We start from the raw sequence: 21,581 nt of genomic DNA on the forward strand, positions 1-21,581 counted from the left end.
GTTTACGTTTTAGTTGTCTACTTTTAGCTTCTGGAAGTACTCGTCGTAAAGAACGCTAGCTTCACCAACCTCGTCTTGCCAGGTTCCACTGTCCATCACTTCTTGAGGCGGGAAGATGCTTGGATCATTTGCAAATTCTTTAGGTAACAGCTTATGTGCTGTCGCAACAGGAGTTGGGTAGCCTATTTCGAGGGCGATTTTCGCTGCATTTTCTGGACGCAGCAGGAAATCTATCATTTTATGAGCGGCATCTACATTCTTTGCTTGTGCAGGAATCGCTAAGCTATCCATCCAGAAGACGGTGCCTTTTTCTGGCCAGATAATGTCGATCGATGCACCTTCCTGACGTGCCATGTAAGCAGAGCCGTTCCAAAGCATGCCTAGAGATACTTCACCCGCTAAGTAAGGGTTTGCAGGGAAGTCTGAGTTGAACACCAATACATTTGGCATCAGCTTCTTCAGTTCTTCGTAGGCTGCTTTAATTTCGTCTGGGTTGGTTGTATTGGGTGAGTAACCCAGTTTAGTCAATGCGATATGGAAAACTTCACGTGAGTCATCCATTAGCATCAACTGGCCTTCCCATTTGCTGTCCCAGAAGTCATCCCATTTGGTGATGGAAGACTTGTCCAGCATGTCGGAGTTAATACCAATACCAGTCGCACCCCAGATATAAGGGATAGAATAATTGTTGTTCGGGTCGAAAGGCTTGTTCAGAAAGTTGGCATCAAGATCAGCGAAGTGCGACAGTTTTTTCTTGTCGATTTCTTGCAACATGCCTTCTTTACGCATCTTAGAAACGAAGTAAGTAGACGGTACTACTAAATCGTAACCCGATCCTTGAGTCTTAAGCTTGGCGTACATGCTTTCATTTGACTCGTAGGTAGAGTAAATAACCTTGATTCCAGTTTCTTTTGTAAAGTCTTCAAGAACTTCATTTGGAATGTATTCAGACCAGTTGTAGAAGTAGAGTTCTTGATCAGCAGCCATTGCAGGCGAAGCGATCAGAGTCGCTGCGCAAAGTGCGCTTGCATAGAATTTACTTTTCATTCTTTTTCCGTTTTGTTTTTGCTGAATCATTTAACCGTCAGCCCTGACGATGTTTGGAGATAAAGCCGTGAGTAAGGACGTTTATCGTGACGACAAACCATACGGGGAAGAATTATATCAGCCAATAACGAAAATAGGCAGCGAATGCTGCCTATTTCGCAGAAAATGAATGTTTATTGACCCGCTTTCAGCTTCATGAAGTAATCTTCATATTTCACCGTCAGATCACCAACGGCATCTTGCCACTCGACACGGTCTAGATCTTCTTGAGAAGGGAAGAGTGGAGCAACATCTTTAAACTTTGCGTTTGATGCTTCAACGGCGGTTAAGTACCCAGTGTCACGAGAGATTTGCTCCGCTATTTCAGGTCTTAGGAGGAAGTCGATCATCTTATGTGCTGCGTCTACGTTTACTGCACCCGATGAAATTGCAAAGTTATCCACCCAACCAATGCCTCCCTCTTTGGGGAATACCAGTTTAAGGTTCATGCCTTCACTTTGAGCTGCCGCCGCACTGCCATTCCACAGCATGCCTACGCCGACTTCACCTGACATATAAGGCGCCCCTGGATTATCAGAGTTAAACACCAATACGTTAGGCATTAATTTTTGCAGCTCAGTGTAAGCTTCGTCAATTTGTTTCGCATCAGTTGAATTGCCCGAATAACCCAATTTGCGTAGCGCAATATGGAACACTTCACGTGTGTCATCCATCATCATGACCTGACCTTCAAGCTCCGGATTCCATAAATCTGCCCAACTCTGAAAATCGTTCGGGTCATACATATCGGCGTTGACCGCTAGACCAGTAATCGCAACAACGTGAGGGATAGAGTAGTCATTGTTAGGGTCATAAGGTTTATCTAGATAGTTTTTATCCAGATTATTGAAGTTGCTTAGCTTAGATTTATCGATTTTTTGCAGCATACCTTCATCGCGCATTTTGGCGACGAAATACGTCGAAGGTACAACCAAATCGTAACCTTGATTGTGTGTCTTTAGCTTGGCATACAAGGTTTCATTTGACTCATAAGTCGAGTAGATAACCTTAATACCGGTTTCCTTGGTAAATTGTTCCAGAAGGCTGCTATTGATGTATGGCCCCCAGTTCATAAATACCAATTCTTTGTTTTCATCAGCGAGCACTGAACCAGAGAACAGTGAAAGCGCGCATGCACTACCAGCTAAAAAAGTAGCCCATTTTTTCATTGACGTTAGCTCCAAACCAAACGTTGCCGAATGCTCTTGAGTCATCGCGTGAGCATAAGCGGCGGTCGATAGAAAAACAGAATGGCATCAAGCCATTCTGTTTCATGAAAGAAGATTCAAATCTATTTCACTTTTTCTCTCGCCAGTAACTGAGAAATCACGACTAAGATGAGTGAAACAATCAGCATGACTGTGGCCAGCGCATTCACCTCAGGAGAGATCCCCACTTTAACCATTGAGTAGATCTTGAGTGGCAATATCTCATAGGTTGGCCCGGTCACGAACGAGCTGATGATGACATCGTCCAGAGAAAGCGTAAAACTTAGCAACCAACCAGCGGCCACGGCAGGTTTCGCCAGTGGCAGAATGATTTGTTTGAGAATAACCCATTCGCTAGCACCAAGGTCTTTGGCGGCTTCAAGCATTTTCACATCAAAGCCATTTAAGCGGCTATAAACCGTAACCACAACAAAAGGTAAACAGAAGGTGATATGTGCAATCAACAGGGTGAAAAAGCCCAGTTGCGCACCCAATACCAAGAACAGCGCGAGCAGAGAGATCGCCATAACAATGTCTGGTGACATCATCACAACGAATAACATGCCATTGACGGCACCTTTTCCTTTAAACGTATAACGGAATAGGGCAACGGCCGTTAGGCTACCGATCACAGTTGCTGCTGTCGCTGAAAAAATAGCGACATTCAGTGAGTGCCAAGCGGCTTGCATTAAGCTGTCATTGTTCACTAATGTTTCGTACCACTTGGTGGTAAAGCCTCCCCATTTCATGCCGAATTTATTGGCATTAAACGAGTTAACGATTAATACAATGATGGGTAGATACAAGAACGCATACACCAACGCCATAAAGCTAAATCTAACTGTACGTCCCATCAGTCTAGCTCCACTTTCTTGTTCAATAACTTACCTGCTCGATAGTAGGCATAGAGCATGATCGCCATGGCAAGAGTGAGCGCGATACTTGTCGCAGCACCAAACGGCCAGTCTCGGGCATTGAGCACCTGACTTTTAATCACGTTACCAATAAGCAGGTTTTTCGCCCCACCGAGTAGATCCGCAATGTAGAACATGCCTAACGCAGGAAGAAGCACTAGTAAACATCCGCCGATGATACCTGGCATGGTGAGCGGCAGAATGACTTTGGTGATGGTCTGAAACTTGTTTGCTCCAAGATCCTTCGCCGCTTCAATGTAGGTATTATCGAGCTTCTCAATAGCAGAGTAGAGCGGCAAAATCATAAATGGCAATAGGATATAGACTAGGCCGATCATCACCGCCGTCTCTGTGTACATCAAACGAATAGGCTTATCGATGATTTCCATTGCCATGAGTGATTTGTTCAACACACCTTGTGTCCCAAGCACAATCTTAAGACCATAGGTTCGGATCAGTGAGTTGGTCCAAAAAGGCACTATGACCAAAAACAGCATGATAGGGCGCCATTTCTCAGGCATCTTCGCAACGATATAGGCAAAAGGATAACCAATCACCAAACACAAGAGAGTTGCAATGATTGCCATATAGAAAGAATGCCAAAGCACCTTCGCATAGAGCGGATCCATCAGACGAATGTAGTTGTCGAACGTGAAAGTGAGTTCAATTAGATTCGCTTCATCACGAGTCAGAAAACTGGTACCAATAATCATTAGGTTGGGCACAAGCACAAACAGCGCTAGCCAACCGACGACCAGTGTGATGATGGCGTTCTGCAGATTAAGCTTCTTGCTTATCATTGAGAACGACCTCCCAGCTTTCAACCCAAGTAATCGCCACTTTCTGGCCCAATGAATGGTCCACATCAGGATCATCTTCGTTAAAGAACTCGCTGACCATGACTCGCATGCCTGATTCCAATTCAATCACAGAATCGAGAGTCATACCTTTATAAGTACGTTCTGTGACGTGGCCAACAATCCCTTTTTGCTCGGATTCTTTGATTTCTTCTAGGCGAAGATCTTCTGGGCGCAGCAGAACTTGTAGCTTGTCACCGGTTAGCGCTTCTTTATCGTAGTAAACAATCGACTCCACACCTTCGATCTCGGCGCGAATGCGTTTGTCATCCATGCGTTCAATCATGGTGGCATCGAATACGTTAATTTCACCAATGAAGCGGGCAACGAACAAGTTCTTAGGCTCTTCATAAATCTCACGTGGAGAGCCATCTTGCTCAATAACGCCATCACGCATAACAATAATACGATCTGACATGGACAATGCTTCTTCCTGGTCGTGTGTGACGAAGATAAAGGTAATACCAAGCTGGCGCTGAAGCTGTTTAAGCTCAATTTGCATCTGTTTACGAAGCTTGTAATCTAGCGCAGACAGAGATTCGTCAAGCAGTAACACCTTAGGTTTATTGACGACAGCACGCGCAATAGCGATACGCTGTTGCTGGCCTCCTGAAAGCTGGTGTGGTTTACGCTGAGCCATTTTCTCAAGACGCACCATTTTCAATGCTTCCAAAACACGTGGTTCGATGTCATCCGCGGGCACTTTTTGCATACGCAAGCCAAATGCAACGTTGTCAAAAACGGTCATGTGGGGAAACAATGCGTAACTTTGAAATACAGTGTTGACGTGCCTCTGTTCAGCAGGGACTTGAGTAACATTCTGGTTATCAAGAATGATGTCGCCATTGTCAGCGGCCTCAAAACCAGCAATCATTCTTAATACCGTGGTTTTACCACAACCAGACGGACCTAAAATCGTTAGGAATTCTCCGTGGTTCACATCGAGGTTAAGATTTCCGATAATTTCTTTACCATCGAAACTTTTGCTGATGCCAGTTAAACGGATAACTGGTTGTCCTGCTTTTTGTTTAGCGTTCAACGTCTGTTTTTCTCCCACTCCGGCCAACAGAAAATGACCTGTAATTACACAATTTAGAGGCGCGCATCATAATCACCAAAAGTGTGAAATCAAAGCATTTTCTTACCTTGAAACACAAAAAATTTTGCAGGTAAAAGTAAACATTCCTTACCATACTGTTTTTAGACAAATTTAATGCATCAAACATAGAAAATCGAAGTCAGATTTTGGCCTTACTTGCGCGTTGAATGGTCAATTATCAACCATGTAGGCAATAAAGCAAGCCGATGAGCGTGAATCGATTTTGGACTTGGAAAGGATTCAGTATAATGGCGGAATATCGAAACATAACTCTTAATCAACAAGTTAGCTTAGTGAAAGATTCATTAAGCACCGGATTCAATAATGAATAATGATATTGAAAAAGATTTCAATTTAGGTGGAAGTGTCGAACGTGCGCTTTCTGGTAACTACGAATTAAAAGCTGGGGAAGTTTTCAGAGAGGCGTGGGGTCATACGATCAAAAATTTCTTGTCGTTTTCTCCCGCTATTATCATTTTGATTTTTGTTCAACTCGCGATTTTCTATGTTGCGGTAAAACTTCAACTGGGTGACCCTTCAATCATTCTTGATGCAGTGACAAACCCTGAAGGTATTGATCCAAGAATCATCCAGGCGATATTTATTGCAAACTTCAGTTATGAAGTAGTGAGTGCACCTATTTATGCGGGTATCAGCTTAATGGCAATGAGTCATGTTGCTGGCTTATCAACAAAGCCTCGTCATATTGGTAAAGGGCTCCAATATACGGTGCCTGTTATTTTAGCGACCTTGTTTAGCTTATTGCTTCAAGGAATTGCAGGCATGATCCTGCCATTTCTGTCTATGTATTTGTCTCTTGCATTTAGCAATTCTATCCTTCTCATATGTGAGAAGCAGATCCCACCAATGCAATCTTTATTACTGTCTTTACGTGCGGTGAATAAAAAGATTTTTGTTTTGGCAGGGATCTATTCATTGGTTATGTTAATGTTTGTGGCAGGAGCCATGTTCTATGGTCTAGGTTTAATCTTTGTTTTACCGTTCTTCTTCCATGTGAAGGGTATTATCTATCGCAATATGTTCGGTATCAAACTCAAGGTTGTCGCAACGGGCAGGCCGAAAGATGAGGATGACAATGACGACGATTCACAAGTGTTCAATGCGTAAAAGTGAATTCCTTGCTATCGCTGCAGCTGGCTTAATCGCCAGCTGCAGCTTTTATAGCTATGAGAAAAATGAAGCTCAGGAACGTGAACGCAGAAAGCAGGCCCAGACGACAGAACAATCTATATCGTTTGATGGTCATTCTGTAGGTCAAGCCCCTGACTTTTCAGCCATCACCAATGTATCAGCAAAAAAACAAGCCTTTTTCGACTATCTGCGCCCAGGTATCGCATTTGAAAATCAACGTATTCTTAACGAACGAAGTCGATTGGACAAGATACAAGTTAACTTCCAAGCAGATCGGCTTTCCAATGATGACGAAAGTTATGCGAAGCGATTAGGAAAGCTTTACAACGTCGAGTTGGATTCTAATGGGATTAGCCAGCAGTGGCTTGATCAAATGTTTCATCGTATCGATGTCATTCCAGAAGCGTTAGTCCTAGTGCAGGGTGCCAATGAGTCCGCTTGGGGAACATCGCGATTTGCCACTCAAGCGAACAATTATTTCGGCCAATGGTGCTATAGCTCCGGTTGTGGCCTCGTTCCGCTACAACGCGGAGAGGGCATGACACATGAGGTGGAAAAATTCAGTTCGGTACAGCAATCGATAAAGGGCTACTTTATGAACGTGAACCGAAATCGAGCTTACGAAGAATTGCGAGAAATTCGCTATCAACGCCACCTGAGGGGAGAGAGCCTGACAGACATCAATGCAGCGATTGCCTTGACCAATGGGTTGTTGAAATACTCTGAGCGAGGTGAGGCATACGTCAAGGACTTACAAACGATGATCAGGCACAATCAGGCGTTCTGGGAAGACACCCTTACTAAAAAATAAGTATTACACTCAATGAAAAAATTATCGTTAGCTCTTTTAACTGCCGCAGTGACTTCTGCTGCGGCGTTACCTGTCTCTGCTCAAGAATACATGTTTACCTATTCAAAGCTCTTCACTCATATGAAGCAGAATGTGAAAGAAGGGCATGAAGATGTCAAAGTCGGTTTCTTCTTCCTTAATGCCGATACAAAACAAAACTGTGTTATTGAAAAGGCATGGATGGAAAAAGAAGAACACTATGAAGAGCTGAAATCTTCGCCATACCATGAATTGCTCGTTCCACTGGACAACAATCTTAAATCAGCTAACCCACTTGTTTTTGTGCAAACGCCAATGGATCAACGATGTGACTTCTCAATGGTTGTGATGACGAAAGAACCATTTAACGGTGAGATTGCCTACGCAGACGTAGAAAAGTTGATGCCGCAGATGCAGGCTATGCTTGAAGACTTAGGTGGGATGTTTTCCAGCTGGTTTACCCCAGATGTAGATGGAGTGACGCTTGAGTTCGCTAACAAACTGAATTCAAGAGTGGAGTTCTCTAATGGCTCTAGTAAGCCGATCGTGAATGGTAAAGTACAGATCGCTTTATCGGAAATTGGTGAAGGCGGTACTATGACATTACCTCAAGAAACAGCGCGTGTTTTGCCTTATCTATCCAAAGCTAACTGATCCGCTGGGTGTTTATACAAAAAGGGTCGCTGCTGCGACCCTTTTTTAATTCTAAATGCATTTAGATGTTGGTGACATCAAGTTGTAAGCTAGGATCAAATTCCTGAAACCTATCTTCATCAACAATAGGCTGCTTTGGCATTTCTTCTTTGTCGAAACCGATGTCGCCACCGTTAATAACACCTGAGTCTTTGTCGATCGATTTAAAATCGAAAAGCTCATGGTCCGCTAAATGACTAGGCACAACATTTTGCATTGCTCGGAACATGCTTTCAATACGGCCAGGGAAGCGCTTGTCCCAGTCGTTCAGCATATGTTTGATATTTTGACGTTGCAAGTTTGGCTGAGAGCCACAAAGGTTACATGGAATGATAGGGTAACCACGCATGTCAGAGAATTTAATGATGTCCTTCTCACGACAGTAAGCCAGTGGGCGAATAACCACATGTTCACCGTTATCTGATACTAGCTTAGGTGGCATGCCTTTCATCTTTCCGCCGTGGAACATGTTTAGGAACAGAGTTTCTAAAATATCATCACGGTGGTGACCTAGAGCAATCTTAGTTGCACCTAGTTCGTTCGCGGTACGGTATAGAATGCCGCGACGTAGGCGAGAACATAGAGAACAAGTTGTCTTACCTTCAGGAATCTTGTCCTGAACAATCGAGTAAGTGTCTTCCTCTACAATTTTGTACTCAACACCCAAAGACTCTAAATATTCAGGGAGAATGTGTCCCGGAAAGCCCGGCTGTTTTTGATCTAGATTTACTGCAATTAGCGAGAAGTTAATCGGCGCGCTTTTTTGCAAACTCATCAGAATATCAAGCATAGTAAAGCTGTCTTTACCGCCTGATAAACACACCATAATGCGATCACCTTCTTCAATCATATTGAAGTCTTGAATCGCTTGGCCTGTATTCCGACGAATACGCTTTTGTAACTTGTTGAAATTGTATTGTTGAGCTTTTGTTAGCTCTTGAGTTTGCTCAGTCATTCGCTTGCAGTCTTAATCAATCATGAAACCAAAATGAAGTGGGTATGATACGGATAAATGAATTAGATGCCAGTTCTAATAATAGAACGCTATAAAAAATCCCCTCAAGTAGTCTTGAGGGGATTTGACATTTTAATTTTAAACTGCTGTTTTAGGGTCTAGCGGGCTAATATAGCCTTTAGGTTTCAGCGCCAGAACGTCACAGTTGATCTTATCAATGACATGCTCTGCAGTATTACCGATAAACACGGCAGATAAACCTGTTCGGCCGGTTGTTCCGACGATAACCATTGCGGCATTAAGCTTTTCAGCAGATTCAGGAATGACATCTTCAGGCAAACCTTGTTCAACAATGGTTTGCTGCTCGTCGTAACCATGCTTTTGGCGCAGCGCTTTCATTGCAGTTAGGTGGTGGCCACGTACCGCATCGCTGTAGGTTGTTGGATCGAACTCTGGCAGTTCGATTGTGATGTTAGCAGGCGTCACAGGGTAGGCGTTAACTAGATACGGCTTGGCGCCTAAGCGCTCGGTGAGGCTCTTAAGCTGTTCGACCATGCTGTCATTTAAGCCTAAGTGAGTGTCATTTTCAGAGCCTACGTGGACAGAGGCGAGAATACTGGCATCTTCAGGCCAATCTGCATTTTTCACCAGTAACACAGGGCAAGGGCATTTACGCAGTAAATGCCAATCCGTTGGCGTGAAAATCACGGATTCTAGAACATCGTGCTTACGCGTACCTTTGATTACGATGTCATGGCTACCTGCGAATGTCTCAGCGACGATAGCTTCATAGGGGCGATTGTGCCACACGACTTTTACTTCAAAATCAATGTCTGCATTAGTGTAGGGTTTAGCCACGTTTTGCATCCATTGCTCACGTTGACCAATAACGCCACGTCGCATTGCGTCACGCTCATCGATAGACAGCATTGAGGTCATGTCATAAGAAAAGTCGTAGATGGATAAGAAGAACGTCACATGGCTACGAGAACGGCTTTTCGCAGCAAGCTGCATGGCACGGGCTAAAGCGGGTTGTTCATCTTTATTAATGTCAGCAACAACTAGTATTTTGTTGTAGATACTCATAGTAACTCCTTAGGAGTGGGTGAGTTATATGATTAATGTAGCCTAGCTAGATGAAGATTTTTAGAAAAACAGTAATGAAGGTGAGAAAAGTATGACGCAGCTCAGTTTTAAGCTACGTCATTGAAGTTATTAAGATTCTGTTGAAACGCCAGCCAACTCCATAAGGGTATCATGATCAAGAATCGTGATGTACTTGCCCTTAACACTGAGAATTTCTGATTTCTGGAAACGACCTAGCAAACGGGAAATTGTCTCAACCGTTAGACCCAAATAGTTACCGATATCGCCACGCGTCATAGTCAAACGGAACTCACGAGGGCTGAAACCACGTTGAGAGAATCGCGTCGACAAGTTGTATAGAAATGCTGCCAAGCGTTCTTCTGCATTCTTCTTAGATAGCAAAAGGATCATTTCTTGGTCGCCTTTAATTTCGTTACTCATCAAACGCATGATTTGCTGGCGAAGTTTGGGCATTTTACCTGAAAGGTCATCTAAGGTTTCGTAGGGGATTTCACAAACCATTGATGTTTCAAGTGCTTGTGCAAAACTTGGATGCAGGTCGCCTGTAATGGCGTCAAAACCAACCAAATCACCAGCTAAGTGGAAAGCGGTAATTTGCTCGTCACCTTGTTCTGTGATGGTGTAGCTTTTGATTGTGCCAGAACGAATCGCGTATAAAGACTTAAGATCATCGCCCGCTTTAAAAAGCTCTTGTCCTTTTTGGATTGGCTTTTTGCGTTCAATAATCTGATCTAATTGGTCAAGTTCAGACTCATTCAGTGTAAACGGAATACACAGTTGGCTGATACTACAGTCTTGACAGTGAATAGCGCATCCGCCGGATTGGACGCGTTTTGTTGCAGGCTTTTCAGAAATCATAACAACCTTTCACGATTTGATATACATCAATATTTTAGCACTCATTAATACGAAAGGGTAGCTAAAAAAGCCGCAGATAAACAGGGGTATATCATGTTAGTGATAATATAGTTACCGCACCGTAAGCCGTGTAGATCCCGTAAGATAAGATCAATAACGCCCCGCAGTTACGAAATATTGACGATTGTTGCAGCTTGTGTAAATAGGTAGCGCCAAAGCCCATGAGCAGCATAGCAGGTAGAGTACCAGCGCCAAATGCTAACATGATTAGAGCGCCATTTAACGCGCTCCCCGACACCGCAGACCAAGTCAATGTGGAATAGACTAACCCACATGGTAACCAACCCCAGATAAAGCCAAAAGGAAGAGCATGGAGCGGGGACTTTAATGGCAGTAAGGATTTACCTGCTGGCGAGATGAACTTCCACAGTTTCTGGCCTATCTTCTCAACATAAAGTAGCCCTTGCCACCATCGACCAATATAAAAAGCCAATAGAATCATAAACACTGCGGCAGCTAACCTTAACCAAGTTAAGGCATTATTCATTGTGCTGACTTCAGCGATGGAAGAGATGGCGCCACCAACAATAGCGCCTATGATGGAATAGCTTATTAGTCTACCCAGGTTGTAGAAGACAGGGACTAACTTCGAGCTGTTGGCTTGCCCCATGGTAAGCATGGAGGCAATGCCTCCACACATTCCCATACAGTGCCCTGCGCCGATGACACCAATCAGCAAGGCACCTAACCAGTCTGGCGTCATTTGTTCTTGCTCTCGTTTTTCTCGTCTTCGTCGAACAAAATATTGTGACCCTGTCGCTCCAAATCCTCAAACTGATCACTTTTTACCGCCCAGAGGAAGATTGCAATGGCGACACAAACCAAAACGATAGCAATTGGGATAAGGATATAAAGGCTTTCCATCTTATTTACCTTGTTCTTTGAGCAAGCGTAGAGAGTTAGATACTACAATAATTGAGCTCGCAGACATACCAACAACTGCAAAATAAGGAGCGACAAACCCTGCTACTGCCAATGGCAAGATCAAAATGTTGTAGCCAAGTGACCAAGCGAGGTTTTCGCGGATAATCTTACGTGTTTGCAGAGCGAGTTTACGAGCTTCAAGAATACGGTCCAATTGATCGCCGAGCAGAACCATATCTGCGGACGCTTTAGCCACATCAGCACCACCTCCCATCGCGACAGAAAGGTGGGCTCCCGCAAGGGTAGGGGCATCATTGATACCATCTCCAATCATCATGGTCACATCGCTGTCATCGACGTTTTGCAGATACTCCAGTTTGTCTTGAGGTTTTGCGCCTGCAACCACTGTCTCGATTCCGATTTCTTTGGCTACGAAGTCAGCGTTAGACTGGGAGTCTCCAGTGAGCAACGTGACTTTGATGCCCGCCTTTTTAAAGCGCTCAATAAATGTTTTCGATTCCGCTCGAATTGGATCTTGATAAGTGAAGGTAGCCACATGTTGGCCATCTAAGGACAGATACACAGAGTTAGGTTCCGCTTGTGCCTGATCACCGAGAATGAAGCTTGCACTGCCAATTTTTACATGTTTGTCTTGGTAAACGCCTTGAATGCCAGAACCGATAATGTTTTCCACATCATTCACTTGAACTTCCAAGCTGTGATATGACTTAAAAGCCCTAGCGATTGGGTGGTTTGCGTGCCATTCAAGTGAGGCTGCGATCGCTAGAGCTTCTTCTTTTGATGTATCAGAGAAGGTGTTTACTTCGCTTATCACTATGTCGCCGTGCGTCAGCGTGCCTGTTTTGTCGACGATAAGGTGGTTAATCTTACAGAGTGTTTCAAATACGTGTCCTTTACGTAAAAGAATACCTAGATTACCCATTCGAGAGGTAGCACAAGTCAGCGCTGTTGGCGTCGCGAGAGATAACGCACAAGGGCAGGTAGCCACCAAGACTGAAAGCATGATCCAAAATGCGTCATCCGGCTTGGTCTGATGCCAGAACAACCACGTACCTGCTGCAATTACTAAAATAATCGCCACAAAGTAACGGGCGACAATATCGGCTATTTGAGCGATCTTCGGCTTCGACAATTGCGCTTCATCCTGTAAGCGGACGATGTTGGAAATCATCGAATCTGCTTTGGTTGAGGTCACCTCAAGCTCGAATGACTCTTCACCATTTAATGTCCCCGCATAGACGTAGTCATCGACATTCTTGACCACTGGCACTGACTCGCCAGTTAACATGGACTCATCAATATGGACTCGCCCTTTGATGATCTTCCCGTCTGCAGGAACATGCTCACCAGGAAGGACGCGTATTTGGTCACCGAGTTTAAGCGTTTTAACAGGAACCTGATCGCCATCTAGCTTAGTTGCAATGGCAGGGATAAGTTTGAGTAAGTTACCGCTTGCCGCTGCCGCTTTGCGTCGAGCACGCATTTCAAGAAATCGACCTACGAGGAGGAAGAACGCAAACATAGAGATGGATTCAAAGAAGACTTCACCTTGCTCGGTGACGGTTGCTACCAAACTGGCAAAGTACGCGAAGATCATCGCTAACGAGACGGGCACATCCATGCCTAGTGTTCGACTGCGAATACTTCGCCATGCGTTGAGGTAGAATGGAAGGGCAGAGTAAAGCATCACTGGCGTTGCGAAGATTAAACTCACCCAACGAAAGTAGCTTTTAAATTCAGGCTCCAAGTCACCAAATACTTCAAGATAAAGTGCGACAGCCAGCATCATCACTTGCATGGTTGCCAAGCCAGCAATACCCAGTCGATAAAGGTATTGCTTCATGGACTCATGATAAGCGGCTTCTTGTTTGTCTGCTTCAAAAGGTGCCGCTTTGTAACCGAGCTGATGAATGCTAGAGAGCAGTTCGCTGAGTTTAGTTTGAGTCTTGTCCCATGCTAGGATTGCTCGATTGGTCGTGGTGTTGACTCGGATAGAAAGAACACCAGTGCGAGTGGAAACTTGTTTCTCTATCAACCATGCACACGCGGCACATGATACACCCTCTAGTGACAAAGTAACTTCGGCTTTGTTTTCGGCGTTTCTTACAAACTCAGATTGAACTTCTTCGTTGTCATAATGAATCAGTGCCTGAAGTTGTTCAGGCACTAAATCGGCTTTTTCTGCAGGGGCTGTTCGATATTGGTAGTAGGAAACCAGTCCGCTATCGACGATAGTCTGAGCTACTGTCTCACAGCCTGGGCAGCACATATCACGTGGTTTGCCCAAAATCTCGACTGTGAAATCCGTGTTGGCTGGTACATCTTCACCACAGTGATAACACGATTTGCACATAGACGCTTCTTAATTGGTTAGTTGGACTGCTGACGATGTTGGGAATTCTACACGGCCTTGGATTAGCCATTTTTCGTCGTGTGGGGTTAGCTCAAGAAACCATGGACCTTGAAGTTCACTATCAAGCTTAATTCGGTATTGACCACTAGCGTCTGATGTAACGAGCTTCGTGAAATCATGGTCAGGTAGGGTACGGTGAGCAAACATAGCGGTGATCGCAGGGTAATGCTTTAGCTGGCCTTTATCAAACTCAATCAGCACAGTGTCGCCTTCTGAACGAACTGTGGCCTCAAGGCCTAACTCTCTTGTTACTTTGACTCTAGAGATGTCGACGTTAATACCTTTACCTTTTTTGTAATAGTCCTCAGTCACTAAGTGAATTGAGTGGTTGGTAAGTATTGCGACTCGAACCAGAGTTAATATAGACACTCCGACCGTCAAGGAGAGTATAAACCACGGCCAAAACTGCTTATACCAAGGCTTTTCCATACAAAAGTTCTCAATAAAAAATAAATTAGGGCTTTAACTGTAAAGGAAAGACAGCCCCTTCAAAAGGGGCTGGTATTGAAATGTTACTTATTATCCGAGTTGCTTAGGCTCCACACATAAGATGCAACCAGTTGGACTTTCTCTTCGCCCAGAATGTCTTTCCATGCTGGCATAACACCAGAACGGCCATTCATTACTGTTTCTGTTACATCAGCGCGTGAACCGCCAAACAACCAGTCTTTATCGGTTAGATCTGGTGCACCAACAGCAGGGTTACCCTTACCATCAGTACCATGACACGCAGCACACACAACGAAGCGAGCTTTACCAGCTTCGGCTTCTCGTGCATTCACAGAACGTCCAGAAAGGCTCAGCGTATAGCTGACTACTTCTTTAACACCTTGTTCGCCTAGTGCGTCTTTCCATGCTGGCATCTGACCAACACGGCCATGCATTAGGGTCGTAACAATGGCTTCAGGTTCTCCGCCATACAACCATGCATCATCAGTCAGATTAGGGAAACCTTTCTGGCCACGAGCATCTGAACCGTGACACTGCGAGCAGTTTTGTAGAAACAAACGTTGTCCTACTTTAATTGCCTCTTGATCAGCAGCAATCTCTGGGATAGGGCGCAGTTGAGAAGAACCTTCCACATAAGCCAGACGATTGAAGGCCTCACCGAAGTAAGTGTCTGCATCAGCTAGCTCTTTTGCGTATTGCACAAGCTGTTTGTTTTCTTGAGCTCTCGCGATGGAAGCTTTTGATTCCTCAAGCGTTGTTACCAGTTGATCTGAACTCTGCCAACCTAGTATGCCTTTGAAACTGCCCAAGCCCGGATAAAGTGTGAAGTAAATGGCCGCAAATACGAATGTACTTACAAACAGATACGTCCACCATTTAGGCAATGGATTGTTTAGCTCGCGAATACCATCGTATTCGTGACCCATATCTGCACCTTCTTCAACGCCCATTTTATCTTTAAGGCACCAAAAAAGTAGCGCAGCACAGCCGACCAGTGTACCGACCGTAATGATGATTATCCAAAGACTCCAAAATGTAGTCATTGCTTAGTCACTCCTTGTTCTTTTGAGGGCGTTTGCTCTTCATCGGCAAAAACAAGGTTCGCAGCTTCATCGAAGCGAGCTTTACGGTTCTTACCGTAAGCCCACCAAACTACACCTATAAAGCACACGAAAAGCACTATGGTCCAAATACCATGAATAGTACCGATATCCATAATTTCACCCCTTTATTACTTCATTGCGTGACCAAGAGACTGAAGGTAAGCGATGATGGCATCCATCTCAGTTTTACCTTCTACATCTTTAGACGCGTTTGCGATTTGCTCATCAGTGTATGGAACGCCAAACTGATCGCGGAAGATGGTTAACTTCTTCTGAGTGTTCTTACCATCAAGAACATTATCCGCCAGCCATGGGAAGCCGGGCATGTTTGACTCAGGAACAAGCTCACGCGGGTCCATTAGGTGAACGCGATGCCACTCGTCAGAGTAACGACCGCCGACGCGTGCTAGGTCAGGACCTGTACGCTTAGAACCCCATAGGAATGGGTGCTCCCAAACACTTTCACCAGCGACAGAGTAGTGACCGTAACGCTCAGTTTCAGAGCGGAAAGGGCGAACCGTTTGGCTGTGACAAACGTTACAACCTTCACGGGTGTAAATGTCACGACCTTCCAACTCAAGAGCAGTGTACGGACGCAGATTGTCAACAGGCTCTGTGGTTTGTTTTTGGAAAATAAGTGGAGTGATCTCTACAAGAGCCCCCAAGCTAATTGCAAAAACAATAAGAATCGCAAGCAAACCGACATTGCGCTCAACAATTTCGTGGCGATTGTTAGAATTAGAACTCATTCTTTTAAGCTCCTTATGCCGGCTGTGGGATAGCTTTTAAGCTATCTTTAGGCGCTGATACAGTCTTGTACGTGTTGTATGCCATTAAGAACATACCCGTTAGGAAGATTGCTCCACCTAGGAAACGCACGAAGTAGAATGGGTAAGAAGCCTGTACCGACTCAACGAAGCTGTAAGTTAGCGTACCGTCGGAGTTGACTGCGCGCCACATCAGACCTTGCATTACACCAGAGATCCACATTGCAACGATGTAGAGAACTGTACCGATTGTCGCCAACCAGAAGTGCGCGTTGATCATGCTCACAGAGTACATACGCTCTTGACCAAACAGACGAGGGACTAGGTGGTAGACAGAACCGATAGAAACCATCGCAACCCAACCAAGTGCACCAGAGTGTACGTGGCCGATAGTCCAGTCAGTGTAATGAGACAGTGCATTTACTGTCTTAATCGACATCATTGGACCTTCAAACGTAGACATACCATAGAAAGATAGAGATACGATTAGGAAGCGTAGAATAGGGTCATAACGAAGCTTATGCCAAGCACCAGATAGCGTCATGATACCGTTAATCATACCCCCCAAGAAGGTGCAAACAGAACCAAAGACATCACCATACCAACAGACTGTGTCCAATCAGGAAGCGCAGTATAGTGGAGGTGGTGGGGGCCTGCCCAAATGTATAGTGAGATCAGCGCCCAGAAGTGAACAATAGATAGACGGTAAGAATAAACAGGGCGTTCAGCTTGCTTAGGAACAAAGTAGTACATCATACCTAGGAACCCCGCAGTGAGTAGGAAACCTACTGCGTTATGTCCGTACCACCATTGAACCATAGCGTCCACGGCACCAGAGTAAATCGAGTAGGATTTGCTCATTGATACAGGGATGGCCATGCTGTTGACAATATGAAGAACTGCCACTGTGATGATGAAGGCTCCGAAGAACCAGTTTGCCACATAGATGTGAGAGGTATTACGCTTGACCAAAGTCCCAAAGAACACGACGGCATAAGATACCCAAACCACTGCGATAGCAATATCGATCGGCCATTCCAGTTCAGCGTATTCTTTACCTGAGGTCATCCCCAGAGGCAGAGTAATTGCTGCGGCTAAAATGACTGCTTGCCATCCCCAAAAGGTGAAGGCAACAAGAGGGCCACCAAATAAACGAGTTTGACAGGTACGCTGCACAACGTAGTAAGACGTTGCGAACAGAGCACTTGTACCAAACGCAAAAATAACCGCATTAGTATGCAGGGGACGTAAACGACTGTACGTCAACCACGGCGTATCAAAGTTTAGCTGTGGCCAAACTAATTGAGCGGCAATCAAAACACCAACGCCCATACCGACAATACCCCATAGAATGGTTACTAGGGTGAACTGACGGACGACCGTATAGTTGTAGTTTTGTTCAAGCTGCTTTTCTTGGCTCATTTGCATGCTTCCAATTTCTAATTAACTACACTTTACTTCCAACACGACACATGTCGTAATGCCACCCAAACCATAAAGAAAATGATGCCGAAACAGTCGGTTAAACTTTCTTGCCGATTTTAGTAAAAAAGTGGCATTTTCAGCCGCCAACTATACTGCATTTAACAATTCAATGACAGGGTAGTAACCTTACAGTCGGTCAGGTTTTGACCTTTTATTTTAAAACTTTGAAGTTTGTTACACGGAGAACCCTACAGAATGGCAGCCGAAAAACTCACACGCGCCCGTTTTGCTCAAATAATCATCATGTTAACCCTTTTAATTGCAGCGTTTATTTGGCGAACAATGACACATAATGAGCATGGAAATGTCGAATGTGAGTTGAAACCAAGTTGTACTTTTAATGTTAAAAATAGTTCTATCAGTGCGTCTTTGCAAGGCTCAAAACTTGTGGTCGAGAGACCGTCGGGAAATTGGCAGTTAATTAGCGAAAATCCACAGTTAAAAATCGAATCTAAAGGGGAAAATTGGCAAGTTGAGCTTTCTTCTAATGACGACTTCGAACTGACACTTCAAGATCTGAAAGAGTCTAATATTATTGGTGTTAAGTTTCGTCTATAAGGCAGAAAACAGGCGTATAACCTTAGATGAAGCATTCGACTAAACATATCAACCGTTACCGTTTTGGAGCGCCTTTCTTGCTTTTTCAACCGTGAATAATGTTTGTTTTCGTCATATCAGGTCCTGACCTGATATGACCCAGTGGCGATTTAGCGCAAACTCTACATGTCACCAAACTTGGGAGTCGCTTATGGCCTTACTGGACAATCCAATTCAACTGATCGCAGTATTATTTTTTATGTCTTTACTGCCGTTGTTTGCTGTTATGGGGACGTCTTTTTTAAAGCTTTCCATTGTGTTGTCAATGTTACGAAATGCTCTGGGTATTCAGCAGATTCCGCCCAATATGGCCATTTATGGTTTGGCTCTCATCCTCACCATGTTTACGATGGCCCCTGTCGGTTTAGCTATTAAAGATAACTTAGCCGCACATCCCGTTGATTGGGCATCTCCCGATGTTTTTGTCCAGATCAGTGATCAAATTATTGCGCCTTATCATCAATTTCTCAGCCACAATACCAGTGATACCCAGATTCAGTTTTTCTCTGAGATTGGGCATAAAATATGGCCTGAGCAATACCAGAGCGAATTATCCAAAGATTCACTGCTTGTTATGGTACCTGCTTTTGCCATGAGTCAATTGATCGAAGCGTTCAAAATCGGCTTCTTGCTTTATCTTCCATTTGTTGCCATCGACTTGATCGTGTCCAACATTCTATTGGCAATGGGTATGATGATGGTGTCACCAATGACGATAGCCCTGCCATTCAAACTACTAATTTTTATCCTAATGGGCGGTTGGGACAAACTGATTGGTCAGTTGATGGGGTCTTTCTCATGAATGAAGCGGTCATCATACATTTTACTTCAGAATTGCTTTGGTTGGTGCTGATCCTTTCTTTGCCTGTGGTTGTCGTTGCTTCTGCGGTAGGTATTTTGGTCAGTCTGTTTCAAGCGTTGACTCAGATACAAGACCAGTCTTTGCAATTTCTAATTAAGTTGGTTGCGGTGTGCATCACACTTGCTGTGAGCTATCACTGGATGGGGAGCACTTTACTCAACTACGCTGGATTGGCTTTCGATCAAATCGGACATGTAGGGGGCTAAATGGCGACCCTGATGCAATACATTCCGATGTTAGCACTCTGTATGATGAGACCACTGGGGATGATGATAATGCTACCACTTTTCAAAGGTGGGGCGATGGGAAGTGGCTTGATTCGCAATACGCTTGTACTGATGTTTGCGTTACCCATTATTCCAATGATGCAAGCGCATCCTGTCGATTTTGCGGCCAAGCCTCTGACAGAACTTACATTAATATATGGGGAAGAACTTCTCATCGGGTTGATTGTTGGCTTCTGTGCCGCTATTCCATTCTGGGCGATTGATATGGCCGGTTTTGTTATTGACACAATGCGTGGGGCATCGATGTCAACGGTACTCAATCCTCTAATGGGGCTTCAGTCTTCAGTGTTCGGCATGTTCTTCACCCAAATTCTGAGCGTACTGTTTCTGGTTTCGGGTGGGTTCAATGCTTTACTCACAGCGCTATACCAATCTTATACCCTTTTACCACCTGACTCCGCTTTGTCATTTAATCACGATTTATTGGCCTTTATCAGCCAACAGTGGCAAATGATGTCAGATATGTGCTTGAGTTTCGCACTGCCTGCGATGGTGGTCATGATCATGGTTGATGTGGCGCTTGGTTTGGTCAACCGCTCTGTTGAGCAACTCAATGTGTTTTTTCTTTCCATGCCAATAAAAAGCATCTTGGTGGTTTTTTTGCTTTTGGTGAGTATGCATTTTGCGCTGACTCATTACCTCAATCAAATCAATCAATTTGAAAGCAATATTTCAACACTGTTTCAACTACTCAAGGGGTAGCCATGGCAGAGAAAACGGAAAAGCCCACTCCCAAACGACTCCGTGATGCTCGTAAAAAAGGTCAGGTTGTTAAAAGCAACGAGATTGTCACTGGTTTTCAGATGGCCGTGATTCTTGGTTATTTTATTGTTGAAGGGCACAACATGATGGAAGCGATATGGAAAATGATAGATATCGCCATTACTTCCATCAATTTACCGCTTAAAGTGGCGGCAGAAACCGTCATTGCCGCGTTTGTTTACATTTTAATTCGTTTTATTGCTGGATTAGTCTTTATTCTGATTATTACTGTCGCTTTTAGCTGTATGGTTCAAACAGGTCCCGTTTGGGCATCAGAAAGCCTCAAGCCGAGTTTCAACAAAGTCAATGTCATCAATAATGCCAAGAATATCTTTTCAATGAAAAGCTTGTTTGAACTGGGCAAAAACATGCTCAAGATACTAGTTCTCAGCTTGGTTTTCTATTATCTCCTGCATCAGCACGTTAACATGTTTCAATATCTACCGACATGTGGCGTGGATTGTGGTGTCGAGATAATCTTTACCTTGATTAAATGGCTATGGGGAGCGTTTCTTGTCTGCTACCTTGTTTTTTCTGCGGGTGACTACGCATTTGTTCATTTCCAGACTATGAAACAGCTAAAAATGTCGAAAGAAGATACCAAACAGGAATACAAAGAAACCGAAGGTAACCCCGAGGTCAAACAGAAACGTCGCGAATTGCAAAGAGAGACTGCAAATGGCTCCTTGGCGTCCAACGTGAAGAAATCGACAGTAATTGTCCGCAATCCCACCCACATCGCAGTATGCTTGTATTATCAGCCTGATGAAACACCATTGCCTTTGGTATTAGACAAGGCTCAAGAGCATATGGCGCTTCATGTAGTTGAAATGGCAGAAAAAAATAGTATTCCTCTGATTGAAAATATTCCCCTTGCTCGTGCTTTGTACCATCAAGTTGAGTCGGGACAAGTGATTCCTGAATCACTATTCGAACCCGTAGCAGAGTTGCTGCGAGTTGTAATGAATGTGTCTTATGATGATGGCGAGGACTAAAAAAGCCCCCGAGTTATGAGAACCTATGTCACTTAAATGACAAACAACCTTGATAACTTCACGTCGAATGATAGATTGAATAACAATAACAACAATAAATTCGTAGCAGTTTGGTTATATTGAACCTTATACGCATCGGTTTCTGACGTGGAGAATG

23 protein-coding genes and 1 pseudogene are annotated in these 21,581 nt (G+C 44.2%); 8 read left to right on the top strand and 16 right to left on the bottom strand.

Features of this window, described 5'->3' with window-relative positions; all coding sequences use genetic code 11:
* Positions 1 to 9: 9 nt before the first annotated feature.
* The 5 genes from KW548_10090 to potA all read right to left on the bottom strand — a co-directional run bounded on the left by KW548_10090 (position 10) and on the right by potA (position 5,122).
* Positions 10 to 1,047, bottom strand: a complete 1,038-nt coding sequence (locus KW548_10090; protein QXX05573.1) for an extracellular solute-binding protein — start codon at positions 1,045 to 1,047, stop codon at positions 10 to 12.
* A 173-nt stretch (positions 1,048 to 1,220) separates the two neighbouring features.
* Positions 1,221 to 2,255, bottom strand: coding sequence for an extracellular solute-binding protein (locus KW548_10095; GenBank protein QXX05574.1), 1,035 nt, complete (start codon positions 2,253 to 2,255; stop codon positions 1,221 to 1,223).
* A 122-nt stretch (positions 2,256 to 2,377) separates the two neighbouring features.
* Positions 2,378 to 3,148, bottom strand: a complete 771-nt coding sequence (potC, locus tag KW548_10100) for a spermidine/putrescine ABC transporter permease PotC (GenBank protein ID QXX05575.1) — start codon at positions 3,146 to 3,148, stop codon at positions 2,378 to 2,380.
* Entirely contained in the window at positions 3,148 to 4,008 is an 861-nt protein-coding gene (potB, locus tag KW548_10105) for a spermidine/putrescine ABC transporter permease PotB (GenBank protein ID QXX05576.1), read from the bottom strand. Before potB ends, potC begins: the two co-directional genes overlap by 1 nt.
* Positions 3,989 to 5,122 (bottom strand): spermidine/putrescine ABC transporter ATP-binding protein PotA, encoded by a 1,134-nt coding sequence (gene potA / locus KW548_10110; protein ID QXX08032.1) that lies wholly within the window; start codon positions 5,120 to 5,122, stop codon positions 3,989 to 3,991. Before potA ends, potB begins: the two co-directional genes overlap by 20 nt.
* A 366-nt stretch (positions 5,123 to 5,488) precedes the next feature.
* On the opposite strand from potA, the gene KW548_10115 reads away from it, so the two are divergent.
* Genes KW548_10115 through KW548_10125 form a run of 3 tightly spaced genes read left to right on the top strand, consistent with a single transcriptional unit; the run spans position 5,489 to position 7,799 of the window.
* Complete coding sequence (locus KW548_10115; protein QXX05577.1) at positions 5,489 to 6,292, top strand: hypothetical protein; 804 nt, start codon at positions 5,489 to 5,491, stop codon at positions 6,290 to 6,292.
* Positions 6,285 to 7,127 (top strand): glucosaminidase domain-containing protein, encoded by an 843-nt coding sequence (locus KW548_10120; protein ID QXX08033.1) that lies wholly within the window; start codon positions 6,285 to 6,287, stop codon positions 7,125 to 7,127. Before KW548_10115 ends, KW548_10120 begins: the two co-directional genes overlap by 8 nt.
* A gap of 12 nt (positions 7,128 to 7,139) precedes the next feature.
* Positions 7,140 to 7,799 (top strand): DUF2987 domain-containing protein, encoded by a 660-nt coding sequence (locus KW548_10125; GenBank protein ID QXX05578.1) that lies wholly within the window; start codon positions 7,140 to 7,142, stop codon positions 7,797 to 7,799.
* A 61-nt stretch (positions 7,800 to 7,860) separates the two neighbouring features.
* On the opposite strand, the gene ttcA is transcribed toward KW548_10125, so the two are convergent.
* The 11 genes and pseudogenes from ttcA to ccoN all read right to left on the bottom strand — a co-directional run bounded on the left by ttcA (position 7,861) and on the right by ccoN (position 17,858).
* On the bottom strand, positions 7,861 to 8,793 hold the full coding sequence (ttcA, locus tag KW548_10130; protein QXX05579.1) for a tRNA 2-thiocytidine(32) synthetase TtcA: 933 nt from the start codon (positions 8,791 to 8,793) through the stop codon (positions 7,861 to 7,863).
* Positions 8,794 to 8,931: 138 nt separating this feature from the next.
* Positions 8,932 to 9,879, bottom strand: coding sequence for a universal stress protein UspE (gene uspE, locus KW548_10135; protein ID QXX05580.1), 948 nt, complete (start codon positions 9,877 to 9,879; stop codon positions 8,932 to 8,934).
* 129 nt (positions 9,880 to 10,008) lie between these two features.
* The gene (locus KW548_10140) at positions 10,009 to 10,758 is read right to left on the bottom strand and encodes an FNR family transcription factor (protein ID QXX05581.1); all 750 of its coding nucleotides are present in this window, start codon (positions 10,756 to 10,758) and stop codon (positions 10,009 to 10,011) included.
* Between the two features lie 91 nt (positions 10,759 to 10,849).
* On the bottom strand, positions 10,850 to 11,521 hold the full coding sequence (locus tag KW548_10145; GenBank protein ID QXX05582.1) for a sulfite exporter TauE/SafE family protein: 672 nt from the start codon (positions 11,519 to 11,521) through the stop codon (positions 10,850 to 10,852).
* Positions 11,518 to 11,682, bottom strand: a complete 165-nt coding sequence (ccoS, locus tag KW548_10150; GenBank protein QXX05583.1) for a cbb3-type cytochrome oxidase assembly protein CcoS — start codon at positions 11,680 to 11,682, stop codon at positions 11,518 to 11,520. The genes KW548_10145 and ccoS overlap by 4 nt, the downstream gene beginning before the upstream one ends.
* 1 nt (position 11,683) lies before the next feature.
* On the bottom strand, positions 11,684 to 14,056 hold the full coding sequence (gene cadA / locus KW548_10155; protein QXX05584.1) for a cadmium-translocating P-type ATPase: 2,373 nt from the start codon (positions 14,054 to 14,056) through the stop codon (positions 11,684 to 11,686).
* 9 nt (positions 14,057 to 14,065) lie between these two features.
* Positions 14,066 to 14,545 (bottom strand): FixH family protein, encoded by a 480-nt coding sequence (locus KW548_10160; GenBank protein QXX05585.1) that lies wholly within the window; start codon positions 14,543 to 14,545, stop codon positions 14,066 to 14,068.
* An 83-nt stretch (positions 14,546 to 14,628) separates the two neighbouring features.
* The gene (ccoP, locus tag KW548_10165; GenBank protein QXX05586.1) at positions 14,629 to 15,609 is read right to left on the bottom strand and encodes a cytochrome-c oxidase, cbb3-type subunit III; all 981 of its coding nucleotides are present in this window, start codon (positions 15,607 to 15,609) and stop codon (positions 14,629 to 14,631) included.
* Complete coding sequence (locus KW548_10170) at positions 15,606 to 15,782, bottom strand: cbb3-type cytochrome oxidase subunit 3 (GenBank protein ID QXX05587.1); 177 nt, start codon at positions 15,780 to 15,782, stop codon at positions 15,606 to 15,608. The genes ccoP and KW548_10170 overlap by 4 nt, the downstream gene beginning before the upstream one ends.
* Before the next feature lie 15 nt (positions 15,783 to 15,797).
* Positions 15,798 to 16,418, bottom strand: a complete 621-nt coding sequence (gene ccoO / locus KW548_10175) for a cytochrome-c oxidase, cbb3-type subunit II (protein QXX05588.1) — start codon at positions 16,416 to 16,418, stop codon at positions 15,798 to 15,800.
* Positions 16,419 to 16,431: 13 nt separating this feature from the next.
* A pseudogene (gene ccoN / locus KW548_10180) lies at positions 16,432 to 17,858 on the bottom strand (cytochrome-c oxidase, cbb3-type subunit I).
* 258 nt (positions 17,859 to 18,116) lie between these two features.
* Here ccoN and KW548_10185 point away from each other — a divergent pair.
* The 5 genes from KW548_10185 (at position 18,117) to KW548_10205 (ending at position 21,424) form a co-directional block, all read left to right on the top strand.
* Entirely contained in the window at positions 18,117 to 18,479 is a 363-nt protein-coding gene (locus KW548_10185) for a hypothetical protein (protein ID QXX05589.1), read from the top strand.
* 190 nt (positions 18,480 to 18,669) lie between these two features.
* On the top strand, positions 18,670 to 19,320 hold the full coding sequence (sctR, locus tag KW548_10190) for a type III secretion system export apparatus subunit SctR (GenBank protein QXX05590.1): 651 nt from the start codon (positions 18,670 to 18,672) through the stop codon (positions 19,318 to 19,320).
* Positions 19,317 to 19,586 (top strand): EscS/YscS/HrcS family type III secretion system export apparatus protein, encoded by a 270-nt coding sequence (locus tag KW548_10195; GenBank protein ID QXX05591.1) that lies wholly within the window; start codon positions 19,317 to 19,319, stop codon positions 19,584 to 19,586. Before sctR ends, KW548_10195 begins: the two co-directional genes overlap by 4 nt.
* Positions 19,587 to 19,598: 12 nt before the next feature.
* Positions 19,599 to 20,369: a type III secretion system export apparatus subunit SctT gene (sctT, locus tag KW548_10200; protein ID QXX08034.1), complete on the top strand. Its 771-nt coding sequence runs from the start codon at positions 19,599 to 19,601 to the stop codon at positions 20,367 to 20,369.
* A 2-nt stretch (positions 20,370 to 20,371) separates the two neighbouring features.
* Complete coding sequence (locus KW548_10205; protein ID QXX05592.1) at positions 20,372 to 21,424, top strand: EscU/YscU/HrcU family type III secretion system export apparatus switch protein; 1,053 nt, start codon at positions 20,372 to 20,374, stop codon at positions 21,422 to 21,424.
* The last annotated feature ends 157 nt before the right edge of the window (positions 21,425 to 21,581 follow it).

It is taken from the genome of Vibrio neptunius, assembly GCA_019339365.1.
GTDB classification, from domain to species: Bacteria; Pseudomonadota; Gammaproteobacteria; order Enterobacterales; family Vibrionaceae; genus Vibrio; species Vibrio neptunius.

Excerpts from the sequence above, each read along its gene's own strand:
- KW548_10185 (QXX05589.1), top strand. The coding sequence starts at position 18,117 with ATGGCAGCCGAAAAACTCACACGCGCCCGTTTTGCTCAAATAATCATC.
- KW548_10170 (QXX05587.1), bottom strand. The coding sequence starts at position 15,782 with ATGGATATCGGTACTATTCATGGTATTTGGACCATAGTGCTTTTCGTG.
- KW548_10140 (QXX05581.1), bottom strand. The coding sequence starts at position 10,758 with ATGATTTCTGAAAAGCCTGCAACAAAACGCGTCCAATCCGGCGGATGC.
- ttcA (QXX05579.1), bottom strand. The coding sequence starts at position 8,793 with ATGACTGAGCAAACTCAAGAGCTAACAAAAGCTCAACAATACAATTTC.
- sctT (QXX08034.1), top strand. The coding sequence starts at position 19,599 with ATGCAATACATTCCGATGTTAGCACTCTGTATGATGAGACCACTGGGG.
- sctR (QXX05590.1), top strand. The coding sequence starts at position 18,670 with ATGGCCTTACTGGACAATCCAATTCAACTGATCGCAGTATTATTTTTT.
- uspE (QXX05580.1), bottom strand. The coding sequence starts at position 9,879 with ATGAGTATCTACAACAAAATACTAGTTGTTGCTGACATTAATAAAGAT.
- cadA (QXX05584.1), bottom strand. The coding sequence starts at position 14,056 with ATGTGCAAATCGTGTTATCACTGTGGTGAAGATGTACCAGCCAACACG.
- ccoP (QXX05586.1), bottom strand. The coding sequence starts at position 15,609 with ATGACTACATTTTGGAGTCTTTGGATAATCATCATTACGGTCGGTACA.
- KW548_10205 (QXX05592.1), top strand. The coding sequence starts at position 20,372 with ATGGCAGAGAAAACGGAAAAGCCCACTCCCAAACGACTCCGTGATGCT.
- KW548_10195 (QXX05591.1), top strand. The coding sequence starts at position 19,317 with ATGAATGAAGCGGTCATCATACATTTTACTTCAGAATTGCTTTGGTTG.
- KW548_10120 (QXX08033.1), top strand. The coding sequence starts at position 6,285 with ATGCGTAAAAGTGAATTCCTTGCTATCGCTGCAGCTGGCTTAATCGCC.
- KW548_10095 (QXX05574.1), bottom strand. The coding sequence starts at position 2,255 with ATGAAAAAATGGGCTACTTTTTTAGCTGGTAGTGCATGCGCGCTTTCA.
- KW548_10090 (QXX05573.1), bottom strand. The coding sequence starts at position 1,047 with ATGAAAAGTAAATTCTATGCAAGCGCACTTTGCGCAGCGACTCTGATC.
- KW548_10115 (QXX05577.1), top strand. The coding sequence starts at position 5,489 with ATGAATAATGATATTGAAAAAGATTTCAATTTAGGTGGAAGTGTCGAA.
- KW548_10145 (QXX05582.1), bottom strand. The coding sequence starts at position 11,521 with ATGACGCCAGACTGGTTAGGTGCCTTGCTGATTGGTGTCATCGGCGCA.
- KW548_10125 (QXX05578.1), top strand. The coding sequence starts at position 7,140 with ATGAAAAAATTATCGTTAGCTCTTTTAACTGCCGCAGTGACTTCTGCT.
- ccoS (QXX05583.1), bottom strand. The coding sequence starts at position 11,682 with ATGGAAAGCCTTTATATCCTTATCCCAATTGCTATCGTTTTGGTTTGT.
- potB (QXX05576.1), bottom strand. The coding sequence starts at position 4,008 with ATGATAAGCAAGAAGCTTAATCTGCAGAACGCCATCATCACACTGGTC.
- KW548_10160 (QXX05585.1), bottom strand. The coding sequence starts at position 14,545 with ATGGAAAAGCCTTGGTATAAGCAGTTTTGGCCGTGGTTTATACTCTCC.
- ccoO (QXX05588.1), bottom strand. The coding sequence starts at position 16,418 with ATGAGTTCTAATTCTAACAATCGCCACGAAATTGTTGAGCGCAATGTC.
- potC (QXX05575.1), bottom strand. The coding sequence starts at position 3,148 with ATGGGACGTACAGTTAGATTTAGCTTTATGGCGTTGGTGTATGCGTTC.